Here is a 14722-nt window from a genome sequence, read left to right on the forward strand (position 1 = left end):
ACTCACTTCATCCGCTCGGCGAGCCGCTGCGCCTCCTCGATCAGGGTCTCGACGATCCGGGACTCCGGGACGGTCCGCACGACCTCGCCCTTGACGAAGATCTGCCCTTTTCCGTTGCCCGAGGCAACTCCGAGATCGGCCTCACGGGCCTCTCCGGGGCCGTTGACCACACAGCCCATCACCGCCACCCGCAGCGGCACTTCGAGTCCGTCGAGCCCCGCGGTGACCTCGTCCGCGAGCCGGTAGACGTCCACCTGGGCGCGGCCGCAGGAAGGGCAGGAGACGATCTCCAGACGCCGCTCGCGCAGCCCCAGCGACTGCAGGATCTGGATGCCGACCTTGACCTCCTCCACCGGCGGCGCGGACAGCGAGACGCGGATGGTGTCGCCGATGCCCCGGGACAGCAACGCCCCGAACGCGACGGCCGACTTGATGGTGCCCTGGAACGCGGGACCGGCCTCCGTGACACCGAGGTGCAGCGGGTAGTCGCACTCTTCGGCCAGTTGGCGGTACGCCTCGATCATCACGACCGGATCGTTGTGCTTGACCGAGATCTTGATGTCCCTGAAGTCGTGCTCCTCGAAGAGCGACGCCTCCCACAGCGCCGACTCGACCAGTGCCTCCGGCGTCGCCCTGCCGTACTTCTGGAGCAACCGCCGGTCCAGGGAACCGGCGTTGACTCCGATCCGGACCGGTGTGCCGTGGTCCTTCGCGGCGCGCGCGATCTGGGCGACCTGGTCGTCGAACTTCTTGATGTTGCCCGGGTTGACCCGGACCGCCGCGCAGCCCGCCTCGATGGCCGCGAAGACGTACTTGGGCTGGAAGTGGATGTCCGCGATCACCGGGATCTGCGACTTGCGCGCGATGACGGCCAGCGCGTCCGCGTCGTCCTGCGTGGGGCAGGCGACACGGACGATCTGGCAGCCGGACGCGGTGAGTTCGGCGATCTGCTGGAGGGTGGCTCCGATGTCCGACGTACGGGTCGTCGTCATCGACTGCACCGAGACCGGCGCCCCGCCCCCGACCGCCACCGGCCCGACGTGGATCTCCCGCGACCGCCGCCGCGGGGCCACCTGCCGGGCCGGTACCTCGGGAACGCCCAAGGGTACGGCGGTCATCGCCCTACTCCCGGTTTCCCGAGACCGTCTCGCGCATGGCCCGCAGCGACTCCTTCAGGGAACCCATGGTGGCGAGTACGGCGGTGGGCTCGTAGCCGCAGTGCGCCATGCAGTTGGCGCAGCGCGGGTCCTTGCCGCGGCCGTACTTGTCCCAGTCGGTGTCCTCCACCAGTTCCCGGTACGTCGGCACATACCCGTCGCTCATCAGGTAGCAGGGGCGCTGCCAGCCGAAGAGCGAGTAGTTGGGGATCGCCCACGCGGTGCACGGGAAGTCGACCCTGCCCTCCAGGAAGTCCAGGAAGAGCGGGGAGTGGTTGAGCCGCCACTTCTTGCGGTTGCCGCCGGAGAAGGCCTTCTTGAACAGCTCGCGGGTCTGCTCCACACCGAGGAAGTGCTCCTGGTCCGGGGCCTTCTCGTAGGCGTAGGCGGGCGAGATCATCATCTCGTCCACCTTCAGGTCGTCGTTGAGGAAGTTGAGCACCTCGACGATGGTCTGCGGGGTGTCGGTGTTGAAGAAGGTGGAGTTGGTGGTCACCCGGAAGCCGCGCCGCTTGGCCTCCTTGATGGCCGCCACCGCCTCGTCGAACACGCCTTCCTTGGCGACGGACTCGTCGTGCCGCTCGCGCAGCCCGTCGATGTGCACCGCGAAGGCGAAGTAGGGCGAGGGGGTGAACTTGTCCATCTTCTTGCGCAGCAGCATGGCATTGGTGCACAGGAAGACGTACTTCCTCCTGGCCACCAACTGCCGCACGATCTCGTCGATCTGAGGATGCATCAGGGGTTCGCCGCCCGCGATGGAGACCATCGGCGCACCCGATTCGAGCACCGCGCCCACCGCCTGGGCGACCGGCATGCGCTGCTTGAGCACTCCGGCCGGATGCTGGATCTTGCCGCAGCCCTCGCACTTGAGGTTGCACGCGAAGAGCGGTTCGAGCTCCACGATGAGCGGGAACTTGTCCCGCTTGCGGAGCTTCTGTTCGGCCAGGTATGTAGCGACCTTGATGGACTGACGCAACGGCATGGCCATCTGGGCTCACCTCCGGGGGAGCAGCAAAGAACGGTGCCATTCGAAATATGCGGGAAGTACGGAACGAAGTACACGGAATGCTGATATTCCACCGCGCACGGTGCCGATCCGGACGAGTTCGTGTTCGGGAGCGTCGACGACCACCCGGACGGCGGCGACCGGGCGCTTGCCCGCGGTCACGGCGCTGAGCAGGGTGGCCGCGGACTCCATGTCGACGGCGATCGCGCCGGTCGCGCGCAGGGCCGACCGTTCGGGACCGCGGACGACATGATCGGAGCCGGTGAGCGGGCCGGTGTGGACCGTGCGGCCGGGCAGCAGCCGCGCGAGTTCCTTCACCAGCAGTTCGGTGCCCACGCAACGGACGGTGCCGTGCGGGTCCCGGGTCTCCTCGGCGACCACCAGGTCACCGGGGTGCATCCCGGGGGCGAGGCCCGCGCAGAAACCGGTGGCCACCACGGCGGCATCGGTGAGCGCGGGCCGGGCCAGGTGCCGGGTGAGGGAGCGCTGCGCCGCCCGCGGCCCCATCCCGGTACGGACGAACGTGACCGGCCCGCCGGCCCCGCCGCGATCGCCCGAGCGCAGCGCGAGGTGCTCGATGCCGAGCGCGCAGGCGATCAGCAGCGGGGCCGGGGCGGGCTGGACGTTCACATCAGCTCCCCTTGGCCTCGGAGAGCGATGACCCGGCGGGCTTGGCCGCCTCGGGCCGCGGCCGGGGGGCCTTGGCGAGCAGCTGCCGCTCGAAGGGGTCGCCGTGCAGATACCGGCCGAGCGCGGTGAGCGGGAACACCTGCCGGTACAGGTGGTAGTTGATGGAGAAGTCCCAGGGGAAGCCGGTGCCGGTGAAGTACGGCTCGTCCCAGGTGCCGTCCTCGCGCTGGGTGGCCGCGAGCCACTGGATACCCCGCTCGACGGCCTTGGAGTCCTTCTCCCCCGCCGCGAGCAGCGCCATCAGCGCCCACGCGGTCTGCGAGGGGGTGGAGGCGCCCCGGCCGGCCCATTCCCTGACGTGTTTGTAGGAGCGCAGGTCCTCGCCCCAGCCGCCGTCGTCGTTCTGGACCGACTCCAGCCAGGTCACCGCCCGGCGGATCGCCGGGTGCGAGGCGGGCAGTCCGGCCGCGGTCAGCGCCGGGACCACCGACCCGGTGCCGTAGATGTAGTTGACGCCCCAGCGGCCGAACCACGCCCCGTTCTGCTCCTGTTCGGCGAGCAGCCAGGCGATGCCGCGCCGGGTGCGCGGATCGTGGGCGAGGCCCTCGGCGGCGAGCATCTCCACCACGTGCGCGGTGACGTCCGCGGACGGCGGGTCGATGACCTCGCCGAAGTCGCAGAACGGCAGCCGGTTGGGGAACGGGCTGGTGTTGTCGACGTCGAAGGCGCCCCACGCGCCGTTCTTCGACTGCATGCCGAGGTTCCAGCGCACCGCGCGCCCGATCGCCCGGTCCGTGCGCTCCGGGTCGTGGTGCCGGATCCGGCGCAGTGCGAGGGAGACCTCGGCGGTGTCGTCGATGTCCGGGTAGTTGTCGTTGTGGAACTCGAACGCCCAGCCGCCCGGGGGCAGTTGGGGGCGTTTGACGGCCCAGTCGCCGGGCCTGACGATCTCCTCGCCGAGCAACCAGTCGGCGGCCTTGACCAGTTGGGGATGGTCGACGGGCAGTCCGGCGTCGACCAGCGCGATGGCGGCGAGGCAGGTGTCCCACACCGGGGACTGGCAGGCCTCGATCATCCGGGCGCCGTCCTCGCGCCAGACGGCGAACCGGTCCAGCGAGGCCAACCCCTCGCGCAGCACCGGGTGTTCGAGGTCGTAGCCGAGCAGATGCAGGGCGATGACCGAGTACACGGCCGGGGGCTGGATGCCGCCCCAGCAGCCGTCGTTCTCCTGCCGCTCGATGATCCAGCGGGCGGCGGCGTTCATCGCGGCCTTGCGCAGCCGGCGCGGGACGACCTTGCGCAACCGCCGGAGCGCCTGGTCCAGGCGCTGGAAGGCGCCGTCCCAAGTGTTCGCGGGCGCAAGGGGCTTGGGCGGGTTGGGGTTGGCCGGGTCGGTGTGCAGCTCGTCCAGCGCGAAGGGCGCGGGGCGCACCGGGCGCTTGGCCGAGACGATGGTCAGCGGCACGATCGTCTGCCGGGCCCAGCACCCGAAGTCGTAGATGTTCAGCGGCATCCAGCCGGGGAACCAGATCAGTTCCGGGGGCATCTCCGGCAGGTCTTCCCATTTCCACCAGCCGAACAGGGCGAGCCAGATGCGGGTGAAGACCCGGGCGGCGGCGATGCCGCCGCGCTCGCGGATCCAGGCGGCGGCCCGCGCCATGTGCGGGGCGTCGGGCGCATCGCCGGCCAGCCGCAGGGCGACGTACGCCTCGATGGTGGCGGACAGTTCGCCGGGCCCGCCCCAGAAGGTGGCCCAGGTGCCGTCCTCGCGCTGCTCGCCGCGGATGAACTTCGCGGCGGCCTGCGTGGTCCGCTCGTCCTGGATGCCCAGGAACTGGCGGAGCAGCAGGTCCTCGGCGTCCATGGTGACGTTGGTCTCCAGGTCGCCCTTCCACCAGCCCTCGGCGTCCTGCCGGGAGAGCAGGAAGTCGGTGGCGCGGCGGGCGGCCCGGGCGGCGGCTTCCGGTGCCCCGGCCGCCTCGGGGGTCGTGAGGGTGGTGTCGCTGGCCGCGGCAGCGCGGGACGGCAAGGTGGCCCCGGTGCTTCCGTCGGTCGTCGCTGTCATGGCTTCCCCTTCGTACAGTCGTGCGAGACGTGCTGCTGTGGGTCCGCCGTCGGCCGGTGTGCTTCCTGTCGCGACACCGGCCGGCGACTACGCGAGGATGGTTCGACCGATAGTGATCATCTCTTTCGTACGACGACGAAGTCGGCGAGGTCCGTGAAGGCGGCCCGCACCCGGTCCGGCATGGTGACCGCGTCCAGGGCGCTGACGGCGATGGTGTGCTGGCGGCGCGCCTCCTCGGCGGTCCATTCGCGGCCGCCCGCCTCCTCGATGAGGGCGGCGCGGGCCGCGAACTCCTCCTCGGAGAAGTTCTCGAAGTCGCTGCTCTTGGCGTCGGCGGCGAGGATCTCGCCGAGCCGCTCGGAGGCGGGTCCGCCGGCCGCGAGCGCGGCGACCACCGGCAGCGACTTCTTGCGCTGGCGCAGATCGCTCCAGGTCTGCTTGCCGGTGGCCTCCGGGTCGCCCCAGATGCCGAGCAGGTCGTCCACGGCCTGGAAGGCGAGTCCGAGGTGGTAGCCGTAGCGCTCCAGCGCGTCGGCGGTGGCGTCGTCGGCGCCGCCGAGGACCGCGCCGATGGAGGAGGCGCAGGCGAGCAGCGCGCCGGTCTTGTTGCCCTCCATCTCCAGGCACTCCTCGACGCTGACGCGGTCGCGGTGCTCGTAGGAGATGTCCTGGGCCTGACCGTCGATCAGGGCGCGGGTGGCGGTGGTCAGCCGGCGGGTGGCGCGGCCGGCCTCGACCGAACCCAGCTCCAGCAGCAGCTCGTTGGCCAGCGCGAACAGGGCGTCACCGACCAGGATGGCCTGGGCGGGGCCGTGCACCTTCCAGACGGTGTCGCGGTGGCGGCGCTGCTCGTCGCCGTCCATCAGATCGTCGTGCAGCAGCGAGAAGTTGTGGACCAGTTCGACGGCGACGGCGCCCGGCACGCCGGTCTCGGGCGCGCTGCCGGTGACCTCGGCGGAGAGCACGGCGAGCGCGGGGCGTACAGCCTTGCCCCCGTCGCCGTCGGCCGGGTTGCCTGCGGCGTCGATCCAGCCGAAGTGGTAGGCGGCGACGGTGTCCATGGGAGGAGCGAGGCGGTCGACGGCCGCACGCAGGACCGGTGTGGCCAGGGTCCGTCCGCGCTCCAGCAGCGCGGTGACGTCCACCGCGGTCTCCGTCGAGGCCGGGGGCACAGTGGGCACAGTCTCTCCTCTTGTTGCGGTACCGAAGGTGCGGGGGCCTGCCGCCGGCTGCCGATGAGGCATCAGGCCGCCTCCTCGAAGGCGAAGAGACGGCTCGGGCGAGGCCGGCCCAGGGCGCGGAGCGCGGCATCGGCCGCGCTCACTCCGCTGCGGACCGCACTCTCCATGGTCGCGGGCCACCCGGTGGCGGTCCACGCTCCGGCCAGGTACAGGCCGGATGCCTTGGTGCGGGCGCCGGGCCGCAGACGCCCGACGCCGGGGGTGGGCGCGAACGTCGCCGTACGCTCCCGGGTCACGAAGAAGTCCTCGATCACGGCGCCGCGCGTCCCCGGGAGGAGTTTCTCCAACTCCGGGACGTAGCGCGCGCGGAGCTCCGCGACGGGGAGGTCGATGTCGTCCTGCGCGGCCGACTGGGACAGCGCGAGGTACTGGCCCGAGCGCAGCCCGGAGGCATGGGTGCGGTCGAAGACCCACTGCACGGGGGTGCCGAGGGCGGCGAAGAAGGGCCGCGCGAGCACCTTGCGGTCGTACACCACATGCACGTTGAGGATGGGGGCGGTGCCGATCTCGAGCAGCCGCTCGGGGGCGTCGAGGGCGCCGGGCGGCAGCAGTTCGTACGCCTCGCGCTGGGGTACGGCGAGGACGACCGCGTCGGTCTCGATGCGCTCGCCGGGAACCTCGACGCGCCAGCCACCGTTCTCCATGACAGAGACGGAGGTGACGCGTGAACGGACCTCGGTACGCACGCCCGCGGAGTCGAGCGCCCTGCGGGCCAGCCGGTCGTGCAGTTCGCCCAGCGGGACATGGGCCCAGCCGATGTCGGCCGCTCCCGGGTCGGACAGCAGACCGGTCTTGAACACCATCGCGGCGAGCCCCAGCGAGGAGTCGCCCGCGACCGCGTTGAGGGTGGCGACCCCGACCAGGTCCCACAGGGCCTCGATGGCACGCGCCGACTGGCCGTGGGCGGCCAGCCAGCTGCCGAAGTCCTGGGTGTCCAGGGTCGGATCGGCGAGGTCGAGACCCTTGAGCGCGAGCGCGGCACGCCCGACGGAGGCGCGCTCGGCGAGCGAGAGGTGCGGATAGGCGGCCAGGCTGCGCCCCAGATGCAGGGGCACGGGCAGCGGGTCGCGCCGCAGTCTGCCGAGCCGCCGGCCCGCGGGCTTGGCGAGGTCCACGACGGGCACGTCCAGGCGGTCCTGAAGCGGTGCCAGCGCCGCGCCCTCGATCCGGTCGAGGAACCAGCGGTAGGCGGTGCAGCAACGCAGGTACACATGCTGGCCGTTGTCGACGGTCAGTTCGCCGCGCTGGAAGGAGAAGGCGAGGCCGCCCAGCCTGGGCCTGCCTTCGAGCAGGGTGACGCGGACGCCCGCGTCGGCGAGGGCGAGCGCCGCGGTGATCCCGGCGAGGCCACCGCCGATCACGACGGCGCCGCGTGCCGCGCTCTCGGGGGTGCGCTGTCCCGGTGCGGGGCGTGCGCCGTCGCTCATGGTGCGTCCTTCCGTGCGTGCCGGCCGTGCTGGTTGAACGGTGCACGTACGGTCGTCGCAGTCAGGGACGCCACGCCGTGGCGCGGGGTTGCCCGGCGGAAGTCCGCTGGTTCGGTGAGGTCCATCAGACGCGCCTCCCGACGGACCGCCCGGCGCCATGTCGGGTGACCTGCCGGGTGTCGAGGCCGGACAGGCCGCGCACGGCGACATAGGCCTTCTCGTGGCCGGGCAGCGAGACCCGGCCGCGCAGCACGGCCTCGGGGTCGCGCGCGATACGGTCGAGGAGGCGGCGGTAGATGCCGGCCATGGCGGCCACGCAGGCGCCGCTGCGCCGGTCGAGCATGGGCAGCAGCTGGTAGCCCTCGGCGAAAAGGGCGCGGGCGCGGCGGACCTCGAAGTGCACGAGGCCGGCGAAGTCGGAGCCCTCCGGCGGCGTGGGCCGCTCGAATCCGGCCGCGCAGCCGAACTTGGCCAGGTCGTCGGCGGGCAGATACGTACGGCCGCCCAGGGCGTCCTCGCGGACGTCCCGGAGGATGTTGGTGAGCTGGAGCGCGAGCCCGAGCGTGTCGGCGTACTCGGCGGCGCGCTCGGCGCCGCGGACGCCCGGTTCGGTGCCGAACACGCCGAGCGAGAGGCGGCCGATGGCACCGGCGACACACCGGCAGTAGACCTTCAGGTCGTCCCAGGTCTCGTACGTCTCCCCGCGGGTGTCCATCTCGACGCCGTCGATCAGCTCGTCCAGGCCGCCGAGCGGGATCGGGAAGGTGTCGGCGGCATGGGTGAGCGCGACGGCCACCGGGTCGGTGTCGTCCTCCTCGACGCCGCCCTCCCGGATCCGGGCGAGCAGGGCCCGGGTCTCCTGGAGCCGTGTCACCTTCACGTCGTCGGCCAGATCGCCGTCGCCGATGTCGTCGACACGCCGTGAGAACGCGTACAGCGCCGACATGGCGCGCCGCTTCGGTGTGGGCAGCAGCCGGATGCCGTACGCGAAGTTACGGGCCTGCTGTCCGGTCACCGTCTCGCAGTAGCGGTAGGCGGCGAGCACCGGTGCGGACACGTGCGACGCAGACTCCACGGTCCGGATCACCCCTCTCCTCGCAGAATCACGCCCGCCTCACGCAGCAACTGGACCTTGCCTGGTTTGGGCGGGCCGGGAAGAACGTCGTATTCGGCGGCGGCGATCGCTCGGACCGCCGCCCTTCCCCCCGCCACGAACCCTGCGAGCAGCAGCTTCAACCTGCCGTGGACGCTACCCACCAGGGGGGCGCCTTCATTCAGCAGATCGCGGGCGCGTTGTGCTTCGTATGCAACCAGGGCGCGCAACGATGCGCCCGTGGTTTTCGCGGACAGATCCGTTTCCGAGACGTGGAAGCGCTTCATGTCCTCGGCCGGAAGATAGATCCGGTCGCGGCCGAAGTCCTCGGCGACGTCCTGGAGGTGTTCCACGATCTGGAGCGCGGTGCAGATCGCGTCGGACAGACGGATCCGCTCGGGGGTCGAGGTGCCGGTGACGGCGAGGACGAGGCGGCCGACGGGGTTGGCGGACAGTTCGCAGTAGGCGAGGAGGTCGTCGTACGTCTCGTACCGGGTGACGAGCTGGTCCTGGCGGTTGGCGGCGATCAGGCCGAGGAACGGCTCGGGGGTGAGCGCCCGGCGCCGTACGACGGGCTGGAGCCGGCGCAGCAGGGGATGGCTCGGGGTGGCGTCGAAGACCCGGCGCAGATCGGCCTCGAAGGCATCGAGCAGCAGCAGCCGATCGTCGGCTTCGGTGGCCGACACGCCGAGCAGTTCGGCGTCGGCGCCACCGGGGGCGAGGTCGCCGTCGCCGATGTCGTCGACCAGACGGGCGAAGCCGTAGACCGCCATGAGGTCGTCGCGCCAGTCGCGGGGCAGGAAGAAGGGGGCCACGGGGAAGTTCTCGCTCGCGGCCTTGTCGAGGGTGGCGCGTTCCAGGTCCGGCGCCGTATTGGTGGCCGTCATCGGGCGACGCCCGGGGCGGCAACGGCACATGCTGCGTTGAGCTGGGGAGTTTCCGTAGCCATTGCCGTCACATCTCCCGTTCTACACTGCCGACCCAATACACACTATTTCGGACACGCCGCCCGGCAATTCGCGGGGCGTGACCTGGCGCAGGGTGTCGCGCATTATCGCCCCACTTGCCGCTTTCCGGCACCGGTACAGCTTACGTTGTACAACACATCAAGATTCGAGGGGGTGTCCCGCACATCACAACAACACACCGATTGGCGTCAAGATTCCTGAGGGCCTTGGGAGTTGACGCTTCCTTTGCAGACGCGGGGCCCCGCCGGAAGGTTGCCGGCGGGGCCCTGGCCGAAACAGTTCACTTGCCGGTGAACTTCTCGTACTCCTTGAGCACCTCTTCGGTCGGCCCGTCCATGCGCAGCTCACCGCGTTCCAGCCACAGCACGCGGTTGCAGGTGTCGCGGATGGACTTGTTGTTGTGGCTGACCAGAAAGACCGTGCCGGCCTCCTTGCGCAGTTCCCGGATGCGTTCCTCGGAGCGCTTCTGGAACTTGCGGTCACCGGTGGCGAGGGCCTCGTCGATCATGAGGACGTCGTGGTCCTTGGCGGCCGCGATCGAGAAGCGCAGCCGGGCGGCCATACCGGAGGAGTAGGTGCGCATCGGCAGGGTGATGAAGTCGCCCTTCTCGTTGATCCCCGAGAAGTCGACGATGTCCTGATAGCGCTCCCTGATCTGCTCGCGCGACATGCCCATGGCGAGACCGCCCAGGATGACGTTGCGCTCGCCGGTCAGGTCGTTCATCAGGGCCGCGTTCACACCCAGCAGGGAGGGCTGGCCGTCGGTGTAGACCTTGCCCTTCTCCGCGGGCAGCAGGCCGGCGATGGCGCGCAGCAGGGTGGACTTGCCGGAGCCGTTGGAGCCGATCAGGCCGATGGCCTCGCCGCGGTAGGAGACGAAGGAGACCCCGCGCACGGCGTGCACCTTGCGCACGCCCCGTTCCTCGCCGCGCTTGAGGATCCGGCTGAGGGCGGCCGTCGCGCTGCCCTTGCCGGTCTTGGCGCCGTTGACCCGGTAGACGATGTGCAGATCGTCCGCGATGACGGTCGGGCGGCGCTCGCCGGTCTCCGTGGTGCTCTGCTGTGGGTTCTGCTCGGCGTTCTGCTCAGCCACGGCCGTACCGCTCCTCCGCCTTCCAGAAGTACACGAAGCCGCCGGCGAAGACCGCCACGGCCCAGAACACCGCGATCGCCCACACGTGCGGGGGCAGGTTCGAGGCGCCGTAGCCGTCGATCAGCGCGAAGCGCATCAGGTCCATGTAGATCGCGGCCGGGTTGACCTGGAGCAGCCGCACCGCCCACTCCGGGCGGTCCGCCATCATCGTGCTGATGGAGAACATCACGCCGGAGGTGTACATCCAGGTGCGCAGCACGAACGGCATCAGCTGCGCCATGTCCGGCGTCTTGGCGCCCATGCGGGCCACGATCAGCGCGAGGCCGGTGTTGAACAGGAACTGCAGCGCCAGGATCGGCACGATCAAGAGCCAGGACATCCCGGGGTAGCTGCCGAAGCCGATCGCCACGATGAACAGCACGATCATCGAGAACAGCAGCTGCTGGAGCTGCTGGAGCGAGAAGGAGACGGGCAGCGAGGCGCGCGGGAAGTGCAGGGCGCGCACCAGGCCGAGGTTCCCGGAGATGGCGCGCACGCCCGACATGACCGAGCTCTGCGTGAAGGTGAACACGAAGACGCCGGTGACCAGGAACGGGATGTACACGTCATGGGACATGCCGCGGCTGGCGTGCAGGATGACGCCGAAGATGAAGTAGTACACGGCCGCGTTCAGCAGTGGAGTGGCGACCTGCCACAGCTGCCCGAGCTTGGCCTGGCTGTACTGCGCCGTCAGCTTCGCCTGCGAGAAGGCGAGGATGAAGTGGCGCCGGCTCCACAGCTGGCGGATGTACTCCACCAGCGAGGGACGGGCGCCGCTGACGGCGAGCCCGTACCTGGCGGCCAGCTCGGCCGGCGTCAGCCCCTGGTCGGGCGACGGTATCGCGCTCACCGCGACACCGGCGTCATGCGTTGTGTGACTCACGAGTAAGAACCCGGACTCTCTCGGTAAGAAGCTTGCTGTTCAGGTAAGAAGCTTCTCAGATGACCGGAGGACGGCCCAGCCGGGTGAGCCGCCAGACCGTGCGCCAGCGCATCGGACGGCGCGGACCGCAGGGCGTGGTCCAGCCCTCCTTGAAGCCGCCGAACCAGGCCGCGAGGGCCGGCCGCGAGGGCCGCCGGGCGAGCGTGAGCAGCAGCCACACGCCCAGGTAGACGGGGACCAGCGGGGCGGGGAGGTTGCGCCGGGCGAGCCAGACGCGGTTGCGGGCCACCATGCGGTGGTAGACGGCGTGCCGCGAGGGCGCGGTCGTCGGATGGAACAGCACCATGTCGGAGCGGTAGTCGATCAGCCAGCCGGCGTCCAGCGCCCGCCAGGCCAGATCGGTCTCCTCATGGGCGTAGAAGAACTCGGCGGGCAGCCCGCCGACCTCGCCGAGCACCTTGGTGCGCACCGCGTTGGCGCCGCCCAGGAAGGTGGTCACCCGCGAGGAGCGCATCGGGTCCGCGGCGCGCAGCCGGGGCACATGGCGGCGCTGGGTCTCGCCGGTGACGGGATCGGCGATGCGGAAGCTGATGATGCCCAGCTCCGGGTCGGCGGCGAACGCCTCGCGGCACAGCTCGGCGGTGTCGTGCCGGGCGAGCAGGCCGTCGTCGTCGAGGAAGAGCAGGATGTCGACGTCCTGGCCGCCGGGGCCGAACGCCTCGATGCCGACATTGCGGCCGCCCGGGATGCCCAGGTTCTCGGGCAGCTCGACGGTGCGCACGCCCTCGGGGACGTCGGGCACCGGGGAGCCGTTGCCGACGACGACCACCTCGACGGGGTCACCGTCCTGCTTGGCGACCGAGTCGAGCAGGGCGCGCAGCTCCTCGGGCCGGTTGCCCATGGTGATGATGACGGCGCCGACGCGCCCGGCCGCGCTCACTTCAGCCTGCTGGAGGCGAGGATGGACACCAGGTGCAGCAGCGTCTGGAGCAGGGCGATGCCCGCGAGGACGGCGGTGCCGAGCCGGGTGAAGAACAGGTCGCCGTGGATCTGGTCCGCGATGGCGAGGAGCACGATCAGCAGCGAGGCCTCGATGCCGAGGATGAGCCGGTGGAACTTCAGCGCCGAGGCGGCCCGGCGGGCCAGCGCCATCCCGGAGGAACGCGGCTCGGCGGCGGCCTCCTGCACCGGCGGCTTGCCGGTCTGGTGCCGGGCGACACCGACCAGGTCGGTCTCCGCCTTGATCAGGATCGCGCCGAGCGCGGCCAGGGTGCCGAGGAAGGCCCACAGCCAGTCGATACGACCGGTGCCCCACAGGTCGGCGGCGCGCAGCCCGAGGCCGACCAGCACGGCCGCGTCGGTGAGGTAGGCGCCGACCCGGTCCAGGTAGACACCGGCGAGGGAGTACTGCTTGCGCCAGCGGGCGATCTCGCCGTCGACGCAGTCCAGCAGCAGGTACAGCTGGGTGGCGACCACGCCGAGGATCGCGCCCCAGATCCCCGGCACCAGCAGGGCCGGGGCCGCGAGCACACCGCACAGGGTCATCAGGTACGTGAGCTGGTTGGGCGTGACCCTGGTGTTCACCAGGTAGCGGTCGATGCGCAGGGAGACCTCACGCATGTAGAGGCGTCCCGCCCAGTGCTCACCGCTGCGCCGGTCCTTCACCCCGGCGGGGTGGACGACCGGACGGAGTTCAGCTACCGATGGCCTTGACATAGTCGGCGTAGATGTCCTTGATCTGGTTCGGCTTGAGGTCGAGGTGTTCGAGGATGGTGTAGCGGCCGGGCCGGGTCTCCGGCGCGAACTCCACGGCGCGGACGAACTCGTCCACGGTGAAGCCGATCTCCTCCGGCAGCACCGGAAGCCCGTGCCGGCGCAGTACCTGGGCGGTGTGCCCGGCCTCCTCGTGGGCCCCGCGCAGATACATGGCGAAGGCCGCGCCGAGCCCGCACTGCTCGCCATGGGCGGCCGCGCGCTTCGGGAACAGCAGGTCGAACGCGTGGTTGATCTCGTGGCAGGAGCCGGAGGAGGGCCGGGAGTCGCCGGAGATCGACATCGAGATACCGCTGAGGACCAGCGCCTCGGCGAGCACCTGGAGGAAGCCGTTGTCGCCGATGCCGCCCGGGTGCCGCAGCACCGCCTCGCCGGCCTGGCGGGCCATGGCCGCGGCGAGACCGTCGATCTTCTCGCCGTTGACCCGGTGGGACAGCTCCCAGTCCGCGATCGCGTTGATGTTGGAGATGGCGTCGCCGATACCGGCCCGGACGAAGCGGGCCGGGGCCGCGCGGATCACGTCCAGGTCGATGACGACCGCGATCGGGTTCGGCACACCGTAGGAGCCGCGCCCCGCGTCGTTGTCGAGCGTGGCGACCGGCGAGCACAGGCCGTCGTGCGCGAGGTTGGTGGGCACGGCGACCAGGGGCAGGCCGATCCGGGCCGCGGCGAACTTGGCGCAGTCGATGATCTTGCCGCCGCCGAGTCCGACCACCGCGTCGTAGTGGCCGGACTTCATCTCGCCGGCCAGCCGGATCGCGTCGTCCAGGGTGCCGCCGCCCACCTCGTACCAGGAGGCGCCGGGCAGCGAGGGGGCGAGGCGCTCGCGCAGCTGGGCGCCCGAGCCGCCGCTGACGGCGACGGCGAGACGGCCCGACTGGGAGATGCGCTCGTCGGCGAGGACACCGGCCAGGTCGTCCAGGGCACCCGGACGGATGTCCACGACGACCGGCGAGGGGATCAGCCGGGTCAGTAGCGGCACGCGATCTCCCGCCCCTTGGCCAGGTCGTCGTGGTTGTCGATCTCGACCCAGGAGACGTCGCCGATGGGCGCCACGTCGATCCGGAAGCCGCGGTCGACCAGCTCCTGGTAGCCGTGCTCGTAGAACTGCTGCGGGTCGGTCTCCCAGACCGTCTTCAGCGCGTCGCCCAGCTCCTCGGCCGCGTCGCCCTCGATCAGGGTCACGCCGATGTACTCACCCGTCGCCTCGGCGGGGTCCATCAGCTTGGTGATCTTCGTCATGCCCTTGGCGGGGTCGACGACGACCTTCATCTCCTCGTCCGCCAGGGACTTCACGGTGTCCAGCGCGAGGATGATCTTCCTTCCGTCACCGCGGGCGGCCAGCAG

General features: G+C 70.7%; 14 protein-coding genes and 1 pseudogene. All 15 read right to left on the reverse strand.

Annotated elements, in window-relative coordinates; translation table 11 throughout:
* Positions 1-2: 2 nt before the first annotated feature.
* The gene (gene ispG, locus AB0N90_RS30550) at positions 3-1118 is read right to left on the reverse strand and encodes a flavodoxin-dependent (E)-4-hydroxy-3-methylbut-2-enyl-diphosphate synthase (RefSeq protein ID WP_361675805.1); all 1116 of its coding nucleotides are present in this window, start codon (positions 1116-1118) and stop codon (positions 3-5) included.
* A gap of 4 nt (positions 1119-1122) precedes the next feature.
* The gene (hpnH, locus tag AB0N90_RS30555; protein WP_085567620.1) at positions 1123-2145 is read right to left on the reverse strand and encodes an adenosyl-hopene transferase HpnH; all 1023 of its coding nucleotides are present in this window, start codon (positions 2143-2145) and stop codon (positions 1123-1125) included.
* 6 nt (positions 2146-2151) lie between these two features.
* A complete protein-coding gene (locus AB0N90_RS30560) occupies positions 2152-2793 on the reverse strand; it encodes a 1-hydroxy-2-methyl-2-butenyl 4-diphosphate reductase (RefSeq protein ID WP_365202088.1) in 642 nt (213 codons plus the stop codon).
* A 1-nt stretch (position 2794) separates the two neighbouring features.
* Positions 2795-4858 carry a squalene--hopene cyclase gene (shc, locus tag AB0N90_RS30565; RefSeq protein ID WP_365202090.1) on the reverse strand — a complete coding sequence of 688 codons (2064 nt, stop codon included), beginning with the start codon at positions 4856-4858 and terminating at the stop codon, positions 2795-2797.
* Positions 4859-4974: 116 nt separating this feature from the next.
* Complete coding sequence (locus AB0N90_RS30570) at positions 4975-6102, reverse strand: polyprenyl synthetase family protein (protein WP_365202091.1); 1128 nt, start codon at positions 6100-6102, stop codon at positions 4975-4977.
* Positions 6102-7526: a hydroxysqualene dehydroxylase HpnE gene (hpnE, locus tag AB0N90_RS30575; protein ID WP_365202093.1), complete on the reverse strand. Its 1425-nt coding sequence runs from the start codon at positions 7524-7526 to the stop codon at positions 6102-6104. Before hpnE ends, AB0N90_RS30570 begins: the two co-directional genes overlap by 1 nt.
* Positions 7523-7651, reverse strand: coding sequence for a DUF6380 family protein (locus AB0N90_RS30580; protein ID WP_365202095.1), 129 nt, complete (start codon positions 7649-7651; stop codon positions 7523-7525). Before AB0N90_RS30580 ends, hpnE begins: the two co-directional genes overlap by 4 nt.
* Positions 7651-8613, reverse strand: coding sequence for a presqualene diphosphate synthase HpnD (hpnD, locus tag AB0N90_RS30585; protein WP_365202096.1), 963 nt, complete (start codon positions 8611-8613; stop codon positions 7651-7653). The genes AB0N90_RS30580 and hpnD overlap by 1 nt, the downstream gene beginning before the upstream one ends.
* Positions 8610-9506: a squalene synthase HpnC gene (gene hpnC / locus AB0N90_RS30590; protein WP_361675785.1), complete on the reverse strand. Its 897-nt coding sequence runs from the start codon at positions 9504-9506 to the stop codon at positions 8610-8612. The genes hpnD and hpnC overlap by 4 nt, the downstream gene beginning before the upstream one ends.
* A gap of 361 nt (positions 9507-9867) precedes the next feature.
* Positions 9868-10608: an ABC transporter ATP-binding protein gene (locus tag AB0N90_RS30595; RefSeq protein WP_365202115.1), complete on the reverse strand. Its 741-nt coding sequence runs from the start codon at positions 10606-10608 to the stop codon at positions 9868-9870.
* Positions 10609-10672: 64 nt separating this feature from the next.
* Entirely contained in the window at positions 10673-11602 is a 930-nt protein-coding gene (locus tag AB0N90_RS30600) for an ABC transporter permease (RefSeq protein ID WP_365202097.1), read from the reverse strand.
* A gap of 55 nt (positions 11603-11657) precedes the next feature.
* Positions 11658-12503: a glycosyltransferase gene (locus AB0N90_RS30605; RefSeq protein WP_232988563.1), complete on the reverse strand. Its 846-nt coding sequence runs from the start codon at positions 12501-12503 to the stop codon at positions 11658-11660.
* Between the two features lie 35 nt (positions 12504-12538).
* Entirely contained in the window at positions 12539-13318 is a 780-nt protein-coding gene (locus AB0N90_RS30610; RefSeq protein WP_365202099.1) for a CDP-alcohol phosphatidyltransferase family protein, read from the reverse strand.
* A complete protein-coding gene (locus AB0N90_RS30615) occupies positions 13296-14357 on the reverse strand; it encodes an iron-containing alcohol dehydrogenase family protein (protein WP_085567612.1) in 1062 nt (353 codons plus the stop codon). The genes AB0N90_RS30610 and AB0N90_RS30615 overlap by 23 nt, the downstream gene beginning before the upstream one ends.
* A pseudogene (locus AB0N90_RS30620) lies at positions 14345-14722 on the reverse strand (phosphocholine cytidylyltransferase family protein); the annotation flags it as partial. The gene AB0N90_RS30615 and the pseudogene AB0N90_RS30620, both read right to left, overlap by 13 nt.

The organism is Streptomyces sp. NPDC093018 (assembly GCF_040684035.1).
Classification (GTDB): Bacteria; Actinomycetota; Actinomycetes; order Streptomycetales; family Streptomycetaceae; genus Streptomyces; species Streptomyces murinus.

What these genes read in the sequence shown, in the direction of transcription:
- hpnE (WP_365202093.1), bottom strand. Translation starts at nt 7,526, where the DNA reads ATGAGCGACGGCGCACGCCCCGCACCGGGACAGCGCACCCCCGAGAGC.
- ispG (WP_361675805.1), bottom strand. Translation starts at nt 1,118, where the DNA reads ATGACCGCCGTACCCTTGGGCGTTCCCGAGGTACCGGCCCGGCAGGTG.
- shc (WP_365202090.1), bottom strand. Translation starts at nt 4,858, where the DNA reads ATGACAGCGACGACCGACGGAAGCACCGGGGCCACCTTGCCGTCCCGC.
- AB0N90_RS30570 (WP_365202091.1), bottom strand. Translation starts at nt 6,102, where the DNA reads ATGCCTCATCGGCAGCCGGCGGCAGGCCCCCGCACCTTCGGTACCGCA.
- hpnC (WP_361675785.1), bottom strand. Translation starts at nt 9,506, where the DNA reads ATGACGGCCACCAATACGGCGCCGGACCTGGAACGCGCCACCCTCGAC.
- AB0N90_RS30580 (WP_365202095.1), bottom strand. Translation starts at nt 7,651, where the DNA reads ATGGACCTCACCGAACCAGCGGACTTCCGCCGGGCAACCCCGCGCCAC.
- AB0N90_RS30610 (WP_365202099.1), bottom strand. Translation starts at nt 13,318, where the DNA reads ATGTCAAGGCCATCGGTAGCTGAACTCCGTCCGGTCGTCCACCCCGCC.
- hpnH (WP_085567620.1), bottom strand. Translation starts at nt 2,145, where the DNA reads ATGGCCATGCCGTTGCGTCAGTCCATCAAGGTCGCTACATACCTGGCC.
- AB0N90_RS30605 (WP_232988563.1), bottom strand. Translation starts at nt 12,503, where the DNA reads ATGGGCAACCGGCCCGAGGAGCTGCGCGCCCTGCTCGACTCGGTCGCC.